The sequence below is a fragment of the Microbacterium sp. A84 genome (assembly GCF_051842815.1).
In the GTDB taxonomy this organism is placed as follows: domain Bacteria; phylum Actinomycetota; class Actinomycetes; order Actinomycetales; family Microbacteriaceae; genus Microbacterium.
This window is the reverse complement of the sequence record NZ_JBPXMS010000002.1, coordinates 330,736-350,980: the sequence shown is the minus strand read 5'-3', so window position 1 is coordinate 350,980 and position 20,245 is coordinate 330,736. Positions and strand designations below refer to the sequence as shown.

Here is a 20,245-nt window from a genome sequence, read left to right as displayed (position 1 = left end):
AGGGGGAGACATGGATGATTAGGGTCGTACTCGCACCGGACAGCTTCAAGGGATCCATCACGGCGGCGGATGCCGCGCAGGCGCTCGCCGATGGGTGGGCTTCCGTCGATCGAACGGCCGAGTTCGTGATGCGCCCGATGGCCGACGGTGGCGAGGGCACGGTGGCCGCGTTCGCCGCTGCGGTGCCTGGTGCCGTGCGGATGCCGGTACGAGTCGACGGCCCGGCCGGCGTGCCGGTGGATGCCGAATGGCTGCTTCTTCTGCCGACGGATGCCGCGCCTGGCGGCACCGGCGTGATCGATCTGGCATCGACGTCTGGCATCGAACTGGTCGATGAGCTGCGTCCCTTCGATGCTGATACGACTGGATTCGGGCAGGCGATCGCCGCCGCGCTCGAACATGGAGTCTCGCGTCTCGTGCTCGGCATCGGATCGAGTGCCTCGACGGATGGCGGCACCGGACTGCTGACCGCGCTCGGTGCCCGGTTCACTGATGCGGGCGGACTGCCGATCGCGCCTGGAGCCCGCGGACTGCTGGACCTCGCCGTGGTCGATCTCGAAGGGCTTCGCCCTGCGCCGGAGGTCCTCGTCCTCTCGGACGTGACGAACCCGCTCGTCGGCTCGCACGGCGCCGCGGCGGTGTTCGGACCGCAGAAGGGTCTGACGGATGCCGTCGACATCGTGCGCGTTGATGCCGCACTGGTTCGCCTCGCCGACCTTCTCGGCCTCAACCCGCAGTTGCCGGGTTTCGGTGCTGCAGGCGGGGCCGGCGCAGCACTGGCTCGCTGGGGTGCCGAGCTCGTTCCGGGTGCCGGTGAAGTCGCGCGGCTGATCGGGCTGGAAGAAGCGCTCGCCGACGCCGACATCGTCGTGACCGGAGAGGGGTCCTACGACGGTCAGTCCGGCGATGGCAAGGTGCCATCGTTCGTCGCCGGCGTCGCAGCCCGCGCGGGCGTGCGCGCCGCCCTCGTCGCCGGGCGGATCACCTCAGACTCTGACACCTCACTGTTCAGCGCATCCGCGTCTCTCACAGACCTCGCCGGTTCCGGGGAAGCGGCAATCGCCGACTCGCGGCGCTGGCTTCATGCGGCCGGGGCTGCGCTCGCGAACACCTTCGCCCGCTGAAGGCGTGACCATGACTGACGCCAGGACATATAAAGGCAACAGCTGCTGGGCGACGCAGTTCTTCCGGCAAACCGCGGAGCAACTCGCCGCTTAGACAGAACCGGCGCGGCATCTGCATTCCGCAGGTGCCGCGCCGGTTCGTCGACTCTTCTGAGGATCGACTTAGAGCGTCTGCGCGAGCGGGTCGAAGTCCGCACCCAGCGCACCGACCGAGTCGAGCGTGCTCTCGACCGGAACGAACGCGCTGCTGTCGGCCGTGGCGGCCTCCTCGATCGTGAGGAGCGTGTCGAGCACGTGGTAGCCAAGCTCGCCGGTGGCGACGTGAGCCCGACCGGCACGGATCGACCGCGCCATGTCGAGCACGCCGAGACCGCGGCCGGTCATGATGCCTTCCTGCGGCAGGTCGATGCGAACCGTGTCGGATCCGGCATCCGGCGCCGGGCGCACGATGGCGAGCTCTCCGCCGAACGTGTTCGGGTCGGGGATGATCAGCGAGCCCTCGGTGCCGTGGATCTCGACGATGCCCTGTCGACGCAATGCAGAGTCAGTGCTGTACAAGCTCTGCCCCTGTCCGCCGTTCTCGAACTGCATGAGAACGGAGACGGTGGAGGGCACCTCGACGGGGAAGGTGTCACCAGCTAGCGGTCCGACCTGAACGGTGCGGTTCTCGGTTCCCTTGAGGCCGAGGGCTGCAACGGCGGCGACCGGGCCGAAGACGTGGATGAGCGTGGAGACGTAGTAGGGCCCCATATCGAGCAGCGGTCCGCCACCCACGGCGTAGAGGAACGCGGGGTTCGGGTGGAAGATCTCCGGACCCTGCCACTGGAACGTCGTCTGCGCGAACAGCGGACGCCCGATGTCGCCACGGGCGATCGCCCGCTTCGCGGTTTGAACGCCAGGGCCGAGCACGGTGTCGGGTGCCACACCGACGCGCAGGCCCGCAGCCGCAGCCTTTTCGAGCAGGCCGCGCGATGATGCGCGGTCGACGCCGATCGGCTTCTCCGTCCACACGTTCTTGCCGGCGGCGATGATGCTCTCCGACACCGCGACGTGCACGGCGGGGATGGTGAGGTTGATGACGATCTCGATGTCGAGGTCGTTCAGCACGACGTCGACGCCGCCAGCGTTCGGGACACCGTACTTTGCTGCCTGCTCACGAGCACGGTCCTCGAGGAGATCGCCGACTGCGAGGACGGTGACATCTGGGAACTGTGAGAGGTGGGTGAGGTACTGATCGCTGATGTTGCCGGCGCCGATGATGCCGACGCCGACGGGTCCGCTGGCGGCCATCAGAGTGCCGCCGCCGCGTTCGAGACTGCCTCTTCGATGAAGACGCGGCTCTGCTCAATGGCGGCATACAAGTCGCCTTCGAAGTGGTCAAACTCGACGATCGCGATTTCGAGAGCGGATGCCGTGGCGATCGACTCGGCGAGCGGAACGGCGCCAAGACCTGCGGCAACCTGGTCGGCCGGCGGGTAAGCGGCAACTTTCTCCGGCTCGAGCGTGCCGTCCTTGGCGTGCACCGCGATGACGCGGTCACCGAGGGTGCGCAGCAGTGTGAGGACGTCGACGCCTGCGCGGGCGGCCCAGTACAGGTCGACCTCGAGCACGACGCGCGGGTCGAGGTTGTCGGCGAGGATCTCCAGGCCGGTCTTGTCGCCGAAGCGCGCTTCGAGCTCGTGCGCGTGGTTGTGGTAGCCGATGCGGATGCCGCGTGCCGCCGCCGCGTCAGCGGCAACGTTGAGCAGCGCGGCGATCTCCTGGATCTGCTCGACGCTGGTCCAACGGGCGGGGTCCGTGTAGGGCTCGATGACGACACTCATTCCGAGCTTCTCCGCCGCGGCGAAGGTCTCGTCCAGGGTGGGGACATCGCTGTCTGTGGGGGTTCCGTCTGGGTTCACGAAAGAGGCGGATGCCACGAACGCGTGACCGGTCGGGGAAGCGAGGTTGCGCGAGGACAGCGCGTCAGCGAGCAGATCCGCGCGACGGACGAAGTTGTACGGCTCGACAGTCGTGAAGCCGCGCGCGGCGATGGCGTCGAGGGTTTTGTCGAGGTCTGCGTCAAGGTCTTGGTTAACGGTGAAGAGCTGGATGGAAGTGAGAACGGACAAGAGTGAATGCTCCTCGTTGAGGTGATTTCAAATGGTGTGGTGCGAGATTAGCAGAGAAAACCCCCGTGTGGAGGTTTTTCTTGAGTAGGATCGTGAACATGAAAGCGGAACTCGGGAAACTGGCCCAGGATGCCGGTGCTGCCGGTACTGATGCCGTTGCTGATGCTCCGAGGGCCCTCTCCCGAGGCGCCTATGCGAAGGGCGTCGCGCGGCGCCAGGAGATCCTCGATCGTGCGATCGAGGTGTTCGCGCAGCGGGGCGCCGATCGCACCAGCCTGCGTGCCATCGCCGAGGCCGTCGGCGTGACGCACGCGGCACTGAGGCACTACTTCGGGTCGCTGGAAGAGCTGCTCATCGAGGTCTATCAGGAGTCGACGCACACGATCGCCTCGACGGAGATCCCGGGCGCCGAGCCCGAACCCGTCGGGGGAATGAGTCGATCAGCGGAGCGCAACCGCGAGATCCCGGGGCTCGTGCAGCTGTACTCGACGCTCGTGTCATCCGCGCTCGAGGAGGGACATGAGCACGCGACGGCCTGGGCGACGCAACGTTTCGCGCGGCTGCGCGCTGACATCGCCGAGCAGGTGCGTGGGCAGCAGCAGACCGGGCGTATGCGCGCCGACGTCGACCCTGACGCCGTCGCAGCCCTCATCATCGCGGCATCCGACGGCCTTCAGACGCAGTGGCTACTGGACGAGTCGACGAAACAGTCCGAGGCTCTCGCCCTCCTCGAACTTTTCCTTGCCCCCTGAAGTAGCTCAGGCGCCCAGCGAGCGCTTTTCCGACACGCTCATTCGACTTCGTGTCCCAGGTTCGGGCGAGCGAGGAAGCGTGCCGTCGCATCAGTGATCGTCTCGAGTTCGACGATGACGATCTCGTTGCGGCCCTGCTTCGTCACCGGCCCTGGAACGTACAGAGTGCGCTGCGGGCCACGACGCCAGTATCGACCAAGGAAGAAGCCGTTGATCCAGGCGTAGCCTTTGCCCCAGCCTGCCGTGTCGAGAAAGAGATCTGCGGGCGCATCCAGGTCGAATCCTGCGCGCAGGCCCACCGGTCCGGCTGCATGGGCGTTGGTGATCGCATCCGAGACGCTCGCGTTCGTGACGGCGTGGACGAGTCGGGGGACGTCGATGCTGCGCACCTGCCAGGGGCCGCCGAGCGGGATGCCGTTGAGCGTCGGCGCGGAGATGACGCCCTTGTGCTCGCCGATCTTTGTGTCGTAGTTGACGCGTCCGGTCTCTTCGACCAGAAGGCGAAGGTGGTTCCCAGCAGGAAGGGAAAGGGCGAGGTCGCCCGTCGTCCGCTGAAGCGTGCCGACGGGGCGGTCATCCAGGCTCACCCATGCGAGGTCGCGAATGTCTGCCGCCAGAACGGTCGTCTCCTCGGACGCGATGCGAGTGGAATACTCCACGAGCACGACGTCGGCGCCGAGCTCATCCATCGACGGCGGGGTTCTGAACTCGCCGTGGTCGAGGGCCGCTGACGGGAGCGGGTCCCCAACGCTCTCGAGCGGAACAGTCAGCGTCGGTGCGTCGACAACAGCGGGCAGTGGATCCGAAGGCACCGCAGCATGCTTTGCGATCACACTGCGGAACGCATGGAACTTCTCGGTGAGATCGCCCGATTCGCTGATCGGCGCGTCGTAGTCGTAGCTCGTCACGAGCGGCAGATAGCGTCCGGAATCGTTCGCGCCGGCGGTCAGAGCGAAGTTCGTGCCGCCGTGGACCATGTAGATGTTGACGGATGCTCCGGCGCTCAGCAGCAGATCGAGATCGGCGGCGCTGTCGGCGAACGTCGTGGTGTGGTGCTTCTCACCCCAGTGGTCGAACCAGCCGCACCAGAACTCCATGCACATCAGCGGGCCGGTGCTCTGGTGTTCGCGCAGCGTGGCGAGGCGTTCGTGAATGCGAGAGCCGAAGGATCCGGTTTTATGAAGCCCCTCGTGCGCGCCGTTCTCGAGCATGTGCGCGATCGGCTGGTCTACCTGGGTCAGTGGCACGGTGATGCCCGCCTCGCGTGTGAGCCGGATGAGTTCTGCGAGGTAGGCCTTGTCTGAGCCGTAGGCGCCGTACTCGTTCTCGATCTGCACCAGGATGACGCTGCCACCGGTGTCGATCTGGCGCGGAGCGATGATCTCGTTGACCTTCTCCAGGTAACCGGTGACGGCTTCGATGTAGCGAGGGTCAGAACTGCGGAGTCGTATTGCCGGGTCGGCTGTCAGCCAGGTCGGCAGACCGCCGTTGTGCCACTCGGCGCACACGTACGGCCCCGGACGCACGATCGCGTGCATGCCTTCCTCCGCGATCAGATCGAGGAAGAGGCCGAGGTCGTTCTGTCCGGTGGCATCCCACTGCCCGCGGATCGGTTCATGCGCGTTCCAGGCGACGTAGGTCTCGATGGTGTTGAGTCCCATGAGGCGAGCCTTGCGGATGCGATCGCGCCAGTGACCCGGATGAATTCGCGGATAGTGCATCGCCCCCGAAATAATTTGTTGCGGTGCGCCGTCGAGAAGAAAGTCGGAGTCACCGATCTCAAAACGGGAAGTCATTGATGTCCTTTCAGAGAGTGGTCTTCGACGCGATCGCGTCAGCTGACGACCTGCGAGCCTTTTGCGGGCTGGTCGCCGCCCTGTCGTTCGATCGCACGCAGCGAGCGGGCAACGTACGCCGCAATGCGCTCGGCACCCTCGACGCGGAAGTGCGTGTTATCGGTCAGCCCGTCTGGCCAAGCGGCTGCCTCTCCTGGAGCAAAGTGCGAAAGCAGGCGTGTGGACTCGACCTCACCGAGATCCTCATACAGCCAGGAGGTGAAAGCCGTGAGGTCGATGAGTGGCGAATCGAGCTCATGGGCGAGATCTCGCACAGCGTTCGGGTAGTCGCCGTGCGTGGGAATCAGCTGGCCGGCATCGTCGAACCAACGCCGTTCGCACGACGTGCACAGCACGGCGAGCGCGCCCTGCTCGTGAACATCGGCGACCATGCGGCGCAACCGATCGGTGTAGCCGCTGCGAGCGGCGAGTTCTGGTTGCTTCTGGTCGTTGTGTCCGAACTGGATTATGACGATGTCGCCCATGCTGACCTCAGACAGCAGTTCTGTCCAGTTGCCGGAGGAGAGGAAGGATTCGGTGGTCGCGCCACCGAAGGCGAGGTTTCGTACAGGGGCGTCGATATGCGCCTGCAGAAACTGCCCCCACCCTGACATCGGAGACTCCTGGGGTTTCATCGGAGCGACGGTCGAGTCGCCGGCCAGGTGATAGGTCATCGAAGAATCCTCATGATCTCGATCGAAAGCGGATGCCGGTAACAGCAGTGTGCCACGGACAACGTTTTCCCGCTGCTGTTGACTCGTTTCAATCCGTGAGTTAGCATCGCTCTGGAAAACGCATTCCCGAAGAGTCTGCACCGTTGTACAGCCCGTAGAACCGATCGATGGAGATCCCATGAGCAACAGAACCGCGGCGGGCGGTTGGGCTCTGCGTGCGCATGCGGCCTGCGACTGGTTGTTCTGGGTCATGACGGTGAACGTGCTTTGGTACGCCTTCACGCTTGCCGGAGGCATCGTCCTCGGAGCGGCACCGGCCACGATCGCCGCGGCCGAACTCACACGTCGTCGGTTGCGAGGAGAAGCGTTCCCCGCTGTGCGCACGTTCGCTGCGGCATGGCGCCGTGAGTTCTGGCGGTCCAACACCGTGCTGGCGCCCATCCTGGTCATCGGCGCCATCCTCACGGTGAACACGATCGGCTTCGCCGGTGCAGGTACGCTCGCCGAGACGTCCGGAATCCTCACCCTTGTGGCCCTCGTACTCACGTTCGCGCTGCTGGCCGTGACCTTCCCGCTCTACGTCCACTACGACCTGCCGCTGCGGGGCTACGCCCTGACTGCATCACGATGGATGCTGCGCAATCTCGCCCACGTTCTGCTGCTGGTCTTGGCCGCGGTCGTCATCGTCACTGCGAGCCTGATTCTTCCCGGCATCATCCCGTTTCTCTCCCTCGGCGCATGGCTCACGATCGACACCGCACTGTGCCTGGCCTTCTTCGCGGCGAACGACCGGCAGCTCGCCGCTGCGGACGCCGATGCCGCTCCCCATGCGGTTCCCGTCGCAGCCGGCTGACCACCACCCCTGATCCGATCAACTACCCCGCACCCTCACAACAGCACGAACAAAGGAGTTCACATGAAGCACATCAGAAAGCTCAGCGGTCTGGCGCTGGTCACCGCCGGTGCCGTCGTCCTCGCCGGCTGCTCAGCCGGAGGAGCCGACGAAGGCGGCGGTGAGACGGCCGAGCTGAAGAGCCTGTCGATCATGGCCCCCTATCTGGTCACGAACGCACCTGCCGACGGCAACGAGGTGCAGGCCGCGCTCGAAGAGATTGCCGGCGTCGGCCTCGACATCACCTGGGTGCCCAACTCGTCGTACGGGGACAAGACCAACATCACACTCGCCGGAGATGACATCCCACAGGTCATGGTCATCCAGGGCAAGGATCCTGGCTTCGTCCGCAACGCAGAGGCCGGCGCCTTCTGGGATCTCACGGAATACCTGGACGACTACCCCAACCTGAAGACGACCTTCCCTGAGGTGCAGCAGTCCGCGAGCGTGAACGGCAAGGTGTACGGCATCTTCCGAGCCCGCGATGTCATGCGCACGGCCGTCATCATCCGCAAGGACTGGCTGGCAGCCGTCGGACTCGACATGCCGGAGACCACGGAAGACCTGTATGAGGTTGCCAAGGCGTTCACAGAGCAGGACCCAGACGGCAACGGCGTCGATGACACCTACGGGCTGATCATTCCCAAGTGGCCAGGCGCGATCGGCAGCAACAGCCCGTACGACGTGATCGAGACGTGGTTCGGTGCAGGTAACCGCTGGACTGAGCGCGATGGCGAACTGGTGCCGAGCTTCACAACTGACGAGTGGCTCGATGCGGTGGCGTACGAGAAGGAACTCGTCGACGGCGGGTATGTGAACCCCGATTACACAACGTTCGACTCCGCGAAATGGAATGAGCCGTTCCTGAACGGCAAGGGAGGCATCATCGTCGACGTGCACTCGCGTGCGGGTCAGCTGATGAACTTGCTCAAGGAATCTGAACCCGACGGCTTCGACCAGTACGTCGACGTCGCTGGCAACATGACCGGACCCGACGGTGAGCTCACTGCCCACCCGACCACGGGCTACAGCGGATTCCTGGCGATCCCGAAGACCAACGTGCGCACCGAAGCTGACCTGCGCGCGGTGCTCGAAGTTCTCAACAAGCTCAACTCGGCCGAAGCGGGACCCGTCCTCAACAACGGCATCGAGGGGGAGACCTTCACGCTCGACGGCGACCTCGCCGTCGCCGTCGATGACGCTCCGCAGGAGCTGAAGGACGCTGTTCTGAGCTACAGCCAGCTGGGGATGAACGTCACCGGCTTCCAGGGTTATCTCCCCAAGCAGGCGACGGAGTACGAGCAGGAGATGTACGACAAGCGCAAGGAGATCGAGGCCTCCGACTCCGAGCACGCGGTGTATGACGAGGCGGCAGCCTACGTCTCGGAGACCTACGTGTCCAAGGGCGCCCAGCTGGACATCATCATTTCGGACGCACGCATTCAGTTCATCGCAGGGCAGATCGACCTGGATGGACTCAAGGATGCGGTCGCGCTGTGGCGCAGCAGCGGAGGCGACGACATTATCACCGAGATCAATGAACTGAGCAGCCAGAACTGACCGAATGAGGGGCGGATGCGAGCTGCATCCGCCCCTCCACACCGATTGGAGATCGCGTGGTCGTTCTGGACACAGCCCTCACTCAGGCGGAGGCGCACACCGCGACGGAGGCTCTCACCGTTCCGCCACTGAAACGCCGTCGCGGCGTACGGGTGCACTTCACCCAGTTCAAGTGGCTCTACCTGATGCTGCTCCCTGGGCTCATCTATTTCGCGGTCTTCCGTTACGGGCCGATGGGCGGCGCGGTCATCGCGTTCAAGGACTACGTGCCCTTCCTCGGCATCGCGGACAGCCCCTGGGTCGGGTTCAAGCACTTCGACGACTTGTTCGCCAGCCCAGACTTCGGGCGGATCATGGCGAACACGCTGATCCTCGCGCTGCTGAGTGTCGTCGTGGCTTTCCCGCTGACGATCGTCGTCTCACTCCTGCTCAATGAGCTGCGGGTCAACATCGTCAAGCGCTCCGTACAAACATTGATCTATATCCCGCACTTCCTGTCGTGGACCGTCGTCGCGTCGCTGACCTATCTGCTGTTCGCGCTGGACATCGGCCCGTTGACGCAGCTGATCAACGGGGTACTCGGAACGGATGTCGGCTTCCTCACCGACCCTGCCTGGTTCCGACCCATCATCGTCCTTCAAGACATCTGGAAGAACACCGGCTGGGGCACCATCATCTTCCTCGCCGCGCTCGCGAGCGTGGATCAGGAGCAGTACGAGGCGGCGATCATCGACGGGGCAGGGCGGTTCCAACGCGTCTGGCATGTGACACTCCCCGCCATCCGACCCACGATCATCATCCTGCTCGTGCTGCAGATGGGGCAGGTGCTCAACACCGGGTTCGAGCAGATTTACCTCATGACTAACTCCCTGAACCGCCAGGTGGCCGACGTCTTCGATACCTACGTGTACTTCATGGGAATCACCCAGGGCTCCTACAGCTACAGCACCGCGGTCGGCCTGTTCAAGGCGGTCGTGGGTGTGGTGCTGATCTTCGGGGCGAATTGGCTCGCCAAACGGTTCAACCAGACGGGGATCTTCTGATGGCACGCGAGAAGTACCGGTTCAACACTCCCGCTGGCAAAGTCTTCGACGTGTTCAACGTCGCGCTGCTCACCGCCGTCGGAATCGTCGCGCTGATCCCGTTCGTGTACGTGGTCGCCGGATCCTTTGCCACCGAACTCGAACTCGCCACCCGGTCGTTCTTCGTGTGGCCCGAGACATTCAGCCTGCGCGCCTACGAATCGATCCTCACCAGTCCCACGTTCCTGCGTGCCATGGTCACGACGATCGCCGTCACGGCGGTCGGCACGCTGATCCAACTGTTTCTCACCGCGTCGATGGCGTACCCGCTGTCCAAGGGCAACCTCCCCGCTCGGCGTACGCTGCTGTCACTCATCGTGTTCACGATGGTGTTCTCCGGCGGCATGATCCCGACCTTCCTGGTGGTCAAGGACCTGGGCCTGCTTGACACATACTGGGCGCTGATCTTGCCGATGGCGATCAACCCCTTCAGCCTGATCATCATCAAGAACTTCTTCGAGCAGCTCCCCGCGGAGCTCGAGGAGTCCGCGAAGATCGACGGCGCGAACGAGATGCAGGCGTTGTGGAGCATCATCCTCCCGCTCTCCAAGCCCGTGCTCGCCACCTTCGCCCTGTTCTACGCCGTGGGCATCTGGAACGACTTCATGTCGCCCTTGCTGTACCTCAACGACAACACGATGTGGACGCTGCAGATGTTCCTGCGCCAGGTCACGGTCGCCACCGATCTGTCGATGCTGGAGGCCGGCCCCGGTCAGATGCCGCCAGCGCAGGGCATCAAGTTCGCCGTCATCGTCGTGGCGACTCTGCCGATTCTGCTGTTCTATCCGTTCCTGCAGAAACACTTCGCCAAGGGGATGCTGATCGGGTCGGTGAAGGGATGACGGCGCTGCTGTACCGAAATCCGATGGCTTCGCTGGAGGATCTCGCGGACTGGGTTGCCGAAGGGCCGATGGTCGCGGACGCCGGAGACGACGGACTGCTTCTCTCCAGCGACGGCGGAATCGATGAGCACTGGACGCTGTGGTGCCCCGAAATTTTCGGCGACCGCATCCGCATCACCTGGGAGATGTCTCCGCGCAGCGAACCGGGCCTTGCCATGTTGTTCTTCGGGGCGGCAGCGGTGGACGGCGGCAGCATCTTCGACGATGTTCTTGCTCCGCGCACTGGCGCTTATCCGCAGTATCACTCCGGCGACATCCGCACGCTGCACGTGTCGTACTTCCGCCGGCGATGGGAGGACGAACGCGCCTTCCATACCTGCAACTTGCGCAAGTCGCCCGGGTTCCATCTGGTCAGTCAGGGTGCCGACCCCCTGCCATCCGTCGACGATGCACGCGGAGCGTTCTACCGTATCTGCGTCATCAAAGATGGTGACCGCGTGGTCTTCTCGATCGATGATCTCGTCCTCTTCGACTGGGTGGACGACGAGTCGACCGGCCCGCGCGTGCGCGGCGGCCGTATCGGATTCCGACAGATGTCCCCGCTGACCGCCTGCTACCGAAACCTTGAGGTGCATTCGCTATGACCGTCCCCACCGCCCCGGCCGTCCCCCTGCGCTGGCTCGATGACGTCGCCCCGGCGGTGCTGCCCTCGGGTGTCACCTGGGGTGCACCACTCCCGCGCGGGAGCGTCGCATCGACCTCGGAACTTCGCCTTCGCCGTGATGGCGAGAACGTGCCCGGACAGTTCTGGCCTCTCGCGACCTGGCCTGATGGGTCGGTGAAGTGGACGGGCGTGGCGCTCGGTGCGACGGACGATGTCGGCGAGTACGAGATCGTGGCGGATGCCGCATCCCCCCTTCCTACACACGATCGGCCAGTGCAGGTGCGCCGCGAGGCCGGCGCCGTGGTCATCGACAACGGCGTGATCGCCGTGGAGATCGACGTGCCGCAGCACGGCGGGGCAGTCGACGCGCTGATCCGCTCGATCACCCGGGACAGTGCCACGATTGCGGAGGACGTCCGCCTGGTCAGCTTGCGGCAGGACGAGATCGTGGAGGACGGCGGCGGTGCGCCTCGAGAACACTTCCGCTCGCGCGTCTCGCTGGTCGATGTCGAGCAGGAGGGCCCCATCCGGGCGGTCGTGCGGCTCGAGGGTACGCACCGGTCGGAGTCGGGAGAGCGGGAGTGGCTGCCGTTCATCGTGCGACTCGTCCTGGTCGCTGGCTCTGAGGAGATTCGCGTCGTGCACACGGTGATCTGGGACGGCGATGGCGAGGCCGATTTCCTCACCGGGCTCGGCGTCAGGGCAGGGGTACCGTTGCGGGCCCCGCTGCACGACCGGCATGTCCGGTTCGCCGGTGCCGGTGGCGGCTTCTTCTCGGAGGCAGTGCGGGGGCTCACCGGGCTCCGCCGCGATCCGGGTGCCGAGGTGCGTGCCGCGCAGATCCAGGCAGTGGCGACGCCGCCGACCTCTACGTGGAATCCGGAAGTGTCCGAGCGGCTCGATCTCATCCCAGCATGGTCGGATGCCACGCTCACCCAGCTCAGCGCCGACGGCTTCGGCATCCGCAAGCGCACCGCCCCTGGCCACGCGTGGATCAGCGCGGGTGCCGGCACCCGGGCTGAGGGTTTCGTGTCGGTCAGTGATCCGGGTGGGGGGCTTGGCATCGGGGTGCGGGGCTTCTGGCAGTCGCACCCGGGTCAGCTCGACATTCGGGGTGCGGCGTCCGATCGTGCGGAGGTCACCGCGTGGCTGTATGCGCCCCAGGCCCAGCCGATGGACGTCCGGTTCTATCACGATGGTCTCGGACAGGATGACTTCGCAACGCAGCTTGAGGGTCTCGAGATCACCTACGAGGACTACGAGCCGGGCTTCGGTGATGCGCATGGGGTCGCACGCACCCACGAAATCACCCTGTTCGCATACGCAGCGACGCCCGCGATCGAACGGGTCGCTGCCGACGTGGCGCGGCTGCAGACGCCTCCGCTACTGCAACCGACTCCCGCGCACCTGGATGCCGTGGGTGTGTTCGGCGACTGGGCGCCGATCGATCGCTCGACGCCGGTTCACGCCGAGATTGAGGACAGTATCGACTTCCTCCTGGACTTCTACCTCGGCCAGATCGGGCAACGCAGCTGGTACGGCTTCTGGGACTATGGCGACGTGATGCACGCCTACGACGCTGATCGTCACGTCTGGCGATACGACGTCGGCGGCTACGCCTGGGACAACAGCGAGCTCTCGCCGGATCTGTGGCTCTGGTACTCGTACCTGCGCAGCGGTCGTGCCGATGTCTTCCGCCTCGCAGAGGCGATGACCAGGCATACCGGCGAGGTCGACGTCTATCACCTCGGTCGTTGGAAGGGGCTCGGATCGCGGCACAACGTGCAGCACTGGGGATGCAGCGCCAAGCAGCTGCGCATCAGCAGCCCGATTTACCGGCGCATCTTCCACTATTTGACCGCGGACGAGCGCGTCGGTGACCTGCTCACCGAGCTACGGGACAGCGACCAGCGTTTCCTCGACACCGATCCCACCCGGAAGGTTCGGACGGATGCGTCGACCTATCGACCGGATCGTTCGGCGCTCGCCGTCGGGCTCGGGACGGACTGGGGCGCGTTGGCTGCGACGTGGCTCACCGATTGGGAGCGCACCGGCGACACGCGCTCCCGCGACCGGCTGCTGGGAACCATGGCCGACATCGGCGCTCTTCCGCACGGATTCCTCACCGGCGAGGCGCTCTACGACCTGGACTCCGGTCGCTTCGACACCAGTCGGGACCGCATCTCGGTGTCGCACCTGAGCGCAGTGTTCGGGCTCGTGGAGGTGTGCAGCGAGCTGATCGATCTCGTGGACGTGCCCGGATTCCGGGATGCGTGGCTCGATTATTGCCGCCTGTATCTGGCGACGCCGGAGGAGCAGACGGCGGCGGTCGGTGCTCCGCTGTCCGGCATCCATCTCGAGCAGGCGCACAGCCGACTGACGGCGTATGTCGCTGCGAGCACCGAAGATGCTGCGCTCGCCGAGCTCGCCTGGCAGGCGTTCGAAGGGGTCGGGGAGTGGCTCGTCCACCGGCGTGACTTCACGCTGTGCCGGGTGGAGGTGCCCCACGTCCTCAACCCGGTGGACGAGGCGCCAACTGTTTCGACCAATGACGCGGCCCAGTATGGGCTGGCGGCGATCCAGAACCTCGCGCTGATCGGGGGTCGCCTCCGCTGACGCGAGTGCCGTAGGGCGCGGGGTACGCGAGCATCCTTCTCATGCTGCTTGCGCCACGTGCCACAGCGTGTTCTACTACTAAAAACGTTTTAGATAAAACGTTCTAGACGAACAATGGAGTCGCTATGGGATGGGTCCTGATCGATCGTATCCGTGGAGGTGACTCGTTCGAATGAGTCAAACAACCCCGACCATAAATCGAACGACTCTCGGCCGCACCGCTCTGAGCGTGTTCTCTCTCTGTGTCGGTACCGCTGCGTGGGGGCTCACATCCCCGGTGCACGGACTCTCGGTCACAGAAGCGGAGGCAACCGCCACCGTGCACGCGGCACTACGCTCTCCGGTGAACTTCATCGACACGTCGAACAACTACGGGGACGGTGAGAGCGAACGGCGCATTGGTGTCGCGCTCGCCAGTGTCGACGCACCTGAGGACTTCATCGTCCAAACCAAGCTCGATCGTGACCCAGAGACCGGGTCATTCGGTGCCGACCGAATGAGGCGATCTCTGGATGAGAGCCTCGAACGCCTCGGCCTCACACATCTGCCACTGCTTCATCTGCACGATCCGGAGAATATCTCCTTCGACGAGGCCATGTCGTCCGAAGGTCCCGTATCGACCCTGATCGCCCTGCGTGACGAAGGGTACGCCGACCACATCGGCATCTCCGGAGGGCCAGCGACACTGCTGAAACGATTCGTTGAAACAGACATCTTCGATGTGCTGATCACCCACAACCGCTTCACGCTCGTCGACCAGACAGCGGACGAATTGCTGACCGCCGCCGCTACACGCGGATTGGGAATCATCAACGCCGCCGTCTACGGGGGCGGCATCTTGAGTACATGGCCGCGAACCTCGGATCATTATCACTACCGCACCGCACCGTCGGAGGTCCTCGGCGCAATCGATTCGATGGGCGCCGCGTGCGCACGATATGGGATTCCGCTCATCGCAGCGGCGCTACAGCTGTCCACACGGGATCCGCGCATCCACTCGACCATCTGCGGGATGGTCTCGGCGGCACAACTTCACGAGACACTTACCTTGCTCGATGTGACCATTCCTCCGAGTCTCTGGGAGGAGCTCGCGCAGTTGCGCCCTGACCGCTCTACGTGGATCAATGACTGACGTGCAGAGCACCGCGCTGATCGTTGTTGCGAGCGGCGTCGGAAAACACGCGGATCCCTGGCATGCGCTCGAGGCGACGTCTGCTGCGATCGCAGCGATCGTGGCAGACATGGGGCACGTGCGAGTCGTCACGACCGACGAGGTCGATGCATGGGCGGGCGCGCGAGTTCTGATACTCAATGTGAGTGGCGACCTGGGCATGCCGCCGGGGTCGAGCGCGCTGCAGATGGATGCGATCGTCGCCCATCACAACGCTGGCCTGCCCATTCTCGTCGTGCACTCGTCTTCGCTGGCCTTTCGTGATGACCCCCGTTGGCGCGAGATTCTGGGCGGTCGGTGGATCCCGGGTGTCACGATGCATCCGCAGATCGGTAACTCTCTGATCCAGCACACCCCGGCCGATCGACTGCCCGAGGGAGTCGTGGCGTTCGAGGAAGACTTCTTCGTCTACGACGAGCGCTACACGAACCTGGAACTTGACGTTGCCCCTCATGTCCTCGCAATCCACACGGAGGACGGACACACGCATCCGATCGCATGGTGGAAGAGTGCGCAGGACGGACACGGAGCAGTTGTATATGACGCCCTCGGCCATGGGGTCGAGTCGTATGATTCTCGACACCATCGCGCCTGGTTGAGAGATGCGGTTCGCGTGTTGCTGAACGACGGCCACCGCTCTGGACCCTTATGAGAGCTGAATGGAACAGCCTCGTCGTCGATGCCATCGACTATGAGATCGCGAGAATCGGTACGTCAGACGCATCCGCCGAGATCGGCGCATTCCACGACGTGTTCCTTTCCACGCAGTCGCCCTGGCGCATGGTGTCCGGATATCTCATGTTGGAAGCGGATGCGCTTCGCTCGCGCCTGAACATCTTCAGTCATGGGCGTGTTGTCGCATCACTCTTTGCGGATGGCGACAACATCGTGTGGAGCACCGCACGCTCGCCGCTAAAGGACCCGGCATGGCGAGTCGATGGTTCGTCAATCCGCACCGACGGGATCGCCCTCGTGCCGATGAGCGGAGACGCGCCACATGTCGACGGCAATCTAATAGTGATGTCCGGGGGCCTGCCCTGGGCGTTCACGATCGTTCATGGCCCGGCCGAGTCGAAGATCGATGCGCGAATACGACTCCTGATGAGTCTGGAACGGACAGGTGGACGCCGTGGCTGATGTGGGTATCCGAGATGTGGCGGCGCGCGCCGGTGTATCGGTTTCGACCGTGTCCAATGTCCTCAATCGGCCGGAGCTGGTCTCGAAAGACGCTGCGCAGCGCGTGCAGCAGGCCGTCGCTGACTTGGACTACGTGCCCAACGTCGCAGCCAGGCAGCTGCGCGCGGGGCGCAGCAACGTTTTCGGGATGGCAGTCATCAACATTACGAACCCGTTCTTCTCCGAAGCCGTTCTTGGCGCGGAAGAGGTCGCCGAAGAAGCCGGCTACTCCGTGATCGTGGGCAACAGCTATGACTCGTTCCCGCGGGAGTCCCGCTATCTCGATCTCTTCGATCGTCAGCGACTCGATGGCATTCTTCTGGCTCCGGTGAGCGACGATCTGTCCGGGCTGGAGCGCTTCGTTAAGCGGGGCGTTCCGATCGTACTTGTGGACCGCGTCGACTCGTCGGGAGCTCACTTGTCGGTATCGCTTAACGACGTCCAGGGTGGTGTCTTGGCGGCCGCGCACCTCCTTGCAGGTGGTGCGCGACACATCGCGTTCGTCGGAGGACCGTTCTACGTCGCCCAGATGCGCGACCGCCACGAGGGCGTCGAGCGCACGGTCCGAGAGGCCGGCGCGCGATTCAGCCTCATCGAGACCAACACGCTGAGCGTGCGACTGGGCCGCGAGCTCGGCGACCGCATCGCCGGGATGAATGAAGTTGATCGTCCGGACGGTGTTTTCGGCGCCAACGATGAGGTGGCGCTGGGCATCATGCAGAGCCTGATCCACCACGGCGTCTCCGTGCCAGGCGACATCGCGATTGTCGGTTATGACGACATCGACTTTGCTGCGTCGGCGATCGTGCCTCTCACCTCCATTCGCCAGCCCAGTATCGAGATGGGGCGCAGCGCCGCAGGGCTGCTCCTGTCTGCGCTGTCAGAGCCAGACGAACCGCTCAAATCGGTTCGATTCGAGCCGACACTTGTCCAGCGACAGTCGACCCGACCTCGCGTATGAACGTGGCGTGAAGTGGAGGCCGGGATCCGCGGGTGACGGGGTCAGATGAAGGGTCGCGCGTCGAGGATGGAGCGGAGCGAGAGTCCGCCGGTGTCGATCGCGTCGGGCAGTTGGACTGCGAGTTCGGCCACCAGCCCGACGCGCGCTTGGACGACGTGAAGATCACCTTCCGCAGCGTCCGGAGCCGACAAAGCGGCCGCAGCACGGTTGGCAAGCGTTTCGCACGCCGCCGTGACCTCTGCTGCTCGGTGACCGTCGCGCGCCGACCGACCCACTGAATACACCCAGTCGAGCTGCCGGAATCCCCACGCGTCGAGCGGGCTATCCTCGGACGGCAGCACGGTCGGTGTCTCGTGTAGAAGCAGAAGCCCCGTGTCAACGACGCCAGAAGGATTTGGCCACGTGCGCCCGAGCCACTCGTAGAGAAAATGCATGTGGAAACTGCATCCGAGATTGCCGAACAGTCCTGGGTCCTCGTCGACAGCCCCCATTCGATCGCGGAGCCAGAGCCCTGTCTCGCCATCGGCGTGATCGTCCAGCCAGCCCAGATACTGGTCAAGCCATCCGGTGCGCTCGTTCTCTGCAGCCCCAGCGCAGGCGACACCGATGGCGAGGAGCCCGGCCGCCTCGTGCGACGCAGGCCACGGCTGATCCCAGTCGAGTCCGGCGAGGAACGGGGCGGCCGCTTCCGCGCGCAGCAGGTCTTGCAAGCGAGCGGGGACAGGAGGCAATTCCCCGAGCACCATGAGTGTCGTCAGTGCGGTGGCAGCGCGGTGGATTTCGCCGTGAGTCGGATCCGCGAACAGCCCATCTGCTGTCGCGAATGAATTCACTGCGCGGCGCAGATCGTCCGCTTCGCGGCCGATGGGATGGTCTCCGAGCGCAATCCTGATGCCGATAGCTGCTGCCGTTCCGTACAGATCCGTGGCGGTACCGCCACGGTGACGCGTATATCCGTCCCCCCGGCGGCTCTCGGCAACCCGCTCGCGAGCATTGCGAAGAAAGCCGTCGAAGCTCAATGCACTGACCATAAATCGCCGTTCTCGGGAGGGCTCGTCGCGAGCACCGTTGGTTTTGCAACGGCGTGTATCGCCGATACGGGTTGATACAGAGGGCGGAAGGCTAGCCCCCGAGCGCCGCCGACACCACCGCGCGGGCCTCGGCCTGCACCTCGGCGAGGTGTTCTGCCCCGAGCAGGCTCTCGGCATAGAGCTTGTATACGTCTTCCGTGCCGGAGGGACGGGCGGCGAACCAGGCGTGCTCGGTCTGCACCTTCAGCCCGCCGATCGCTGCACCGTTGCCCGGCGCATGCGACAGCTTCGCGATGATCGGCTCACCCGCGAGCGACGTCGCCGTGACGGCATCCGGAGCGAGCTTTCCGAGTGTTGCCTTTTGCGCAGGCGTCGCCGGAGCGTCGACGCGCTGATACGCGGATGCTCCGAACGCCTGCTCGAGTTCGGCATAGCGCTCTGACGGGCTCTTGCCCGTGACCGCGATGATTTCGGCGGCGAGCAGGCAGAGCAGGATGCCGTCCTTATCGGTCGACCAGACCGTGCCGTCCTTGCGGAGGAACGATGCCCCCGCCGACTCCTCTCCACCGAATGCGACCGTGCCGTCAAGCAGGCCAGGTACGAACCACTTGAAGCCGACCGGAACCTCGAGCAGACGACGGCCGAGAGACTCAGCGACCCGGTCGATGATCATCGACGAGACCAGCGTCTTACCGATTGCGGCATCCCGTGGCCACGCGTCGCGGTGCGAGAACAGGTAATCGATCGCGACGGCGAGGTAGTGGTTCGGGTTCATGAGACCGGCATCCGGTGTCACGATGCCGTGCCGGTCGGCGTCGGCGTCGTTTCCGGTGAGCACGTCGAAGTCGCCCTTCTTGGCGACGAGGGATGCCATCGCGTTCGGCGAGGACGGATCCATCCGGATCTTCTCGTCCCAGTCCAGCGTCATGAAGCGCCAGGTCGGATCGACCTCACGGTTGACGACCGTCAACTCCAGCTCGTAGACCTCTTTGATCAGTGCCCAGTACTCGACGGATGCGCCGCCGAGCGGATCAGCGCCGATGCGGACGCCGGCGTTCTTGATGGCGTCGATGTTGATGATCGTCGCCAGGTCGCGTACGTAGGCGTCGCGGAAGTCGTAGTTCGGCAGGGCATCCCAGTCGATGTCAGCGAAGCTCTTCGATTTGACGGCATCCAGGCCCGCCTCGATGAGCTCGTTCGCGCGGTTCGCGATCCAGCTCGTGGCGTCGGTGTCGGCGGGGCCGCCGTGCGGCGGGTTGTACTTGAATCCGCCATCGCGCGGAGGATTGTGCGACGGGGTGACGACGATTCCGTCTGAGCGGCCAGCAGCATCCGCCGGCAGTTCGCGGTTGTAAGTGAGGATCGCGTGGCTGAGCGCCGGGGTCGGAACGTAGGAGTCGCGTGAGTCGACGCGCACCTCGATGCCGTTGGCGACGAGCACCTCGATCGCGGTGCGCTCTGCGGGAAGTGAGAGGGCGTGAGTGTCGCGCCCGAGGAACAACGGACCGGTGATGCCCTGCGTGCGGCGGTAGTCGACGATCGCCTGAGTGGTGGCGAGGATGTGCTGCTCGTTGAAGCTGTTCGACAGCGACGAGCCGCGGTGACCACTCGTGCCGAAGGCGACGCGCTGAGCAGGATCGCTCGGATCCGGACGGCGGTCGTAGTACGCGGCGATCAGTTCGTCGACGTCAATGAGGTCACTTTCCTCCGCGGGGAGGCCGGCACGGCTGGTCATGGTTCCAGTCTGCCCCTTT

At 64.6% G+C, this 20,245-nt stretch carries 18 protein-coding genes; 12 read left to right on the top strand and 6 right to left on the bottom strand.

Annotation, left to right across the window (positions count from 1 at the left end; all coding sequences use genetic code 11):
- The first annotated feature begins 14 nt into the window (after positions 1-14).
- Entirely contained in the window at positions 15-1,124 is a 1,110-nt protein-coding gene (locus tag ACSU04_RS11995) for a glycerate kinase (protein WP_439289672.1), read from the top strand.
- A 162-nt stretch (positions 1,125-1,286) separates the two neighbouring features.
- On the opposite strand, the gene ACSU04_RS11990 is transcribed toward ACSU04_RS11995, so the two are convergent.
- Both ACSU04_RS11990 and ACSU04_RS11985 read right to left on the bottom strand, forming a co-directional pair.
- On the bottom strand, positions 1,287-2,414 hold the full coding sequence (locus ACSU04_RS11990; protein WP_439289671.1) for a Gfo/Idh/MocA family protein: 1,128 nt from the start codon (positions 2,412-2,414) through the stop codon (positions 1,287-1,289).
- Positions 2,414-3,235 (bottom strand): sugar phosphate isomerase/epimerase family protein, encoded by an 822-nt coding sequence (locus ACSU04_RS11985; protein ID WP_439289670.1) that lies wholly within the window; start codon positions 3,233-3,235, stop codon positions 2,414-2,416. The genes ACSU04_RS11990 and ACSU04_RS11985 overlap by 1 nt, the downstream gene beginning before the upstream one ends.
- 98 nt (positions 3,236-3,333) lie before the next feature.
- Here ACSU04_RS11985 and ACSU04_RS11980 point away from each other — a divergent pair, with 98 nt between their 5' ends.
- Positions 3,334-3,987: a TetR/AcrR family transcriptional regulator gene (locus ACSU04_RS11980; protein WP_439289669.1), complete on the top strand. Its 654-nt coding sequence runs from the start codon at positions 3,334-3,336 to the stop codon at positions 3,985-3,987.
- A gap of 38 nt (positions 3,988-4,025) precedes the next feature.
- On the opposite strand, the gene ACSU04_RS11975 is transcribed toward ACSU04_RS11980, so the two are convergent.
- Both ACSU04_RS11975 and ACSU04_RS11970 read right to left on the bottom strand, forming a co-directional pair.
- A complete protein-coding gene (locus tag ACSU04_RS11975) occupies positions 4,026-5,783 on the bottom strand; it encodes a glycoside hydrolase family 35 protein (protein ID WP_439289668.1) in 1,758 nt (585 codons plus the stop codon).
- 38 nt (positions 5,784-5,821) lie between these two features.
- Positions 5,822-6,496, bottom strand: a complete 675-nt coding sequence (locus tag ACSU04_RS11970; protein ID WP_439289667.1) for a rhamnogalacturonan acetylesterase — start codon at positions 6,494-6,496, stop codon at positions 5,822-5,824.
- Positions 6,497-6,674: 178 nt separating this feature from the next.
- Between ACSU04_RS11970 and ACSU04_RS11965 the strand changes: the two genes are divergently transcribed.
- The 10 genes from ACSU04_RS11965 (at position 6,675) to ACSU04_RS11920 (ending at position 17,460) form a co-directional block, all read left to right on the top strand.
- A complete protein-coding gene (locus ACSU04_RS11965; protein ID WP_439289666.1) occupies positions 6,675-7,349 on the top strand; it encodes a YesL family protein in 675 nt (224 codons plus the stop codon).
- Between the two features lie 63 nt (positions 7,350-7,412).
- Positions 7,413-8,948 carry an extracellular solute-binding protein gene (locus ACSU04_RS11960; RefSeq protein WP_439289665.1) on the top strand — a complete coding sequence of 512 codons (1,536 nt, stop codon included), beginning with the start codon at positions 7,413-7,415 and terminating at the stop codon, positions 8,946-8,948.
- Between the two features lie 56 nt (positions 8,949-9,004).
- Positions 9,005-9,991 carry an ABC transporter permease gene (locus ACSU04_RS11955; protein WP_439289664.1) on the top strand — a complete coding sequence of 329 codons (987 nt, stop codon included), beginning with the start codon at positions 9,005-9,007 and terminating at the stop codon, positions 9,989-9,991.
- Entirely contained in the window at positions 9,991-10,872 is an 882-nt protein-coding gene (locus tag ACSU04_RS11950) for a carbohydrate ABC transporter permease (RefSeq protein ID WP_439285315.1), read from the top strand. The genes ACSU04_RS11955 and ACSU04_RS11950 overlap by 1 nt, the downstream gene beginning before the upstream one ends.
- Positions 10,869-11,516: a DUF1961 family protein gene (locus ACSU04_RS11945; RefSeq protein WP_439285317.1), complete on the top strand. Its 648-nt coding sequence runs from the start codon at positions 10,869-10,871 to the stop codon at positions 11,514-11,516. The genes ACSU04_RS11950 and ACSU04_RS11945 overlap by 4 nt, the downstream gene beginning before the upstream one ends.
- Entirely contained in the window at positions 11,513-14,152 is a 2,640-nt protein-coding gene (locus ACSU04_RS11940) for an exo-rhamnogalacturonan lyase family protein (protein WP_439289663.1), read from the top strand. The genes ACSU04_RS11945 and ACSU04_RS11940 overlap by 4 nt, the downstream gene beginning before the upstream one ends.
- Positions 14,153-14,324: 172 nt before the next feature.
- Entirely contained in the window at positions 14,325-15,284 is a 960-nt protein-coding gene (locus tag ACSU04_RS11935) for an aldo/keto reductase (protein ID WP_439289662.1), read from the top strand.
- The gene (locus ACSU04_RS11930) at positions 15,277-15,975 is read left to right on the top strand and encodes a ThuA domain-containing protein (protein ID WP_439289661.1); all 699 of its coding nucleotides are present in this window, start codon (positions 15,277-15,279) and stop codon (positions 15,973-15,975) included. The genes ACSU04_RS11935 and ACSU04_RS11930 overlap by 8 nt, the downstream gene beginning before the upstream one ends.
- Complete coding sequence (locus tag ACSU04_RS11925; protein WP_439285324.1) at positions 15,972-16,460, top strand: hypothetical protein; 489 nt, start codon at positions 15,972-15,974, stop codon at positions 16,458-16,460. Before ACSU04_RS11930 ends, ACSU04_RS11925 begins: the two co-directional genes overlap by 4 nt.
- Entirely contained in the window at positions 16,453-17,460 is a 1,008-nt protein-coding gene (locus ACSU04_RS11920) for a LacI family DNA-binding transcriptional regulator (protein ID WP_439289660.1), read from the top strand. The genes ACSU04_RS11925 and ACSU04_RS11920 overlap by 8 nt, the downstream gene beginning before the upstream one ends.
- Before the next feature lie 41 nt (positions 17,461-17,501).
- On the opposite strand, the gene ACSU04_RS11915 is transcribed toward ACSU04_RS11920, so the two are convergent.
- Positions 17,502-18,491 (bottom strand): hypothetical protein, encoded by a 990-nt coding sequence (locus ACSU04_RS11915; RefSeq protein ID WP_439289659.1) that lies wholly within the window; start codon positions 18,489-18,491, stop codon positions 17,502-17,504.
- 91 nt (positions 18,492-18,582) lie between these two features.
- Positions 18,583-20,226, bottom strand: a complete 1,644-nt coding sequence (gene pgm / locus ACSU04_RS11910) for a phosphoglucomutase (alpha-D-glucose-1,6-bisphosphate-dependent) (RefSeq protein ID WP_439289658.1) — start codon at positions 20,224-20,226, stop codon at positions 18,583-18,585.
- Positions 20,227-20,245 lie beyond the last annotated feature (19 nt).

What these genes read in the sequence shown, in the direction of transcription:
- pgm (WP_439289658.1), bottom strand. Translation starts at nt 20,226, where the DNA reads ATGACCAGCCGTGCCGGCCTCCCCGCGGAGGAAAGTGACCTCATTGAC.
- ACSU04_RS11940 (WP_439289663.1), top strand. Translation starts at nt 11,513, where the DNA reads ATGACCGTCCCCACCGCCCCGGCCGTCCCCCTGCGCTGGCTCGATGAC.
- ACSU04_RS11915 (WP_439289659.1), bottom strand. Translation starts at nt 18,491, where the DNA reads ATGGTCAGTGCATTGAGCTTCGACGGCTTTCTTCGCAATGCTCGCGAG.
- ACSU04_RS11960 (WP_439289665.1), top strand. Translation starts at nt 7,413, where the DNA reads ATGAAGCACATCAGAAAGCTCAGCGGTCTGGCGCTGGTCACCGCCGGT.
- ACSU04_RS11930 (WP_439289661.1), top strand. Translation starts at nt 15,277, where the DNA reads ATGACTGACGTGCAGAGCACCGCGCTGATCGTTGTTGCGAGCGGCGTC.
- ACSU04_RS11970 (WP_439289667.1), bottom strand. Translation starts at nt 6,496, where the DNA reads ATGACCTATCACCTGGCCGGCGACTCGACCGTCGCTCCGATGAAACCC.
- ACSU04_RS11975 (WP_439289668.1), bottom strand. Translation starts at nt 5,783, where the DNA reads ATGACTTCCCGTTTTGAGATCGGTGACTCCGACTTTCTTCTCGACGGC.
- ACSU04_RS11990 (WP_439289671.1), bottom strand. Translation starts at nt 2,414, where the DNA reads ATGGCCGCCAGCGGACCCGTCGGCGTCGGCATCATCGGCGCCGGCAAC.
- ACSU04_RS11945 (WP_439285317.1), top strand. Translation starts at nt 10,869, where the DNA reads ATGACGGCGCTGCTGTACCGAAATCCGATGGCTTCGCTGGAGGATCTC.
- ACSU04_RS11925 (WP_439285324.1), top strand. Translation starts at nt 15,972, where the DNA reads ATGAGAGCTGAATGGAACAGCCTCGTCGTCGATGCCATCGACTATGAG.
- ACSU04_RS11980 (WP_439289669.1), top strand. Translation starts at nt 3,334, where the DNA reads ATGAAAGCGGAACTCGGGAAACTGGCCCAGGATGCCGGTGCTGCCGGT.
- ACSU04_RS11950 (WP_439285315.1), top strand. Translation starts at nt 9,991, where the DNA reads ATGGCACGCGAGAAGTACCGGTTCAACACTCCCGCTGGCAAAGTCTTC.
- ACSU04_RS11935 (WP_439289662.1), top strand. Translation starts at nt 14,325, where the DNA reads ATGAGTCAAACAACCCCGACCATAAATCGAACGACTCTCGGCCGCACC.
- ACSU04_RS11965 (WP_439289666.1), top strand. Translation starts at nt 6,675, where the DNA reads ATGAGCAACAGAACCGCGGCGGGCGGTTGGGCTCTGCGTGCGCATGCG.
- ACSU04_RS11995 (WP_439289672.1), top strand. Translation starts at nt 15, where the DNA reads ATGATTAGGGTCGTACTCGCACCGGACAGCTTCAAGGGATCCATCACG.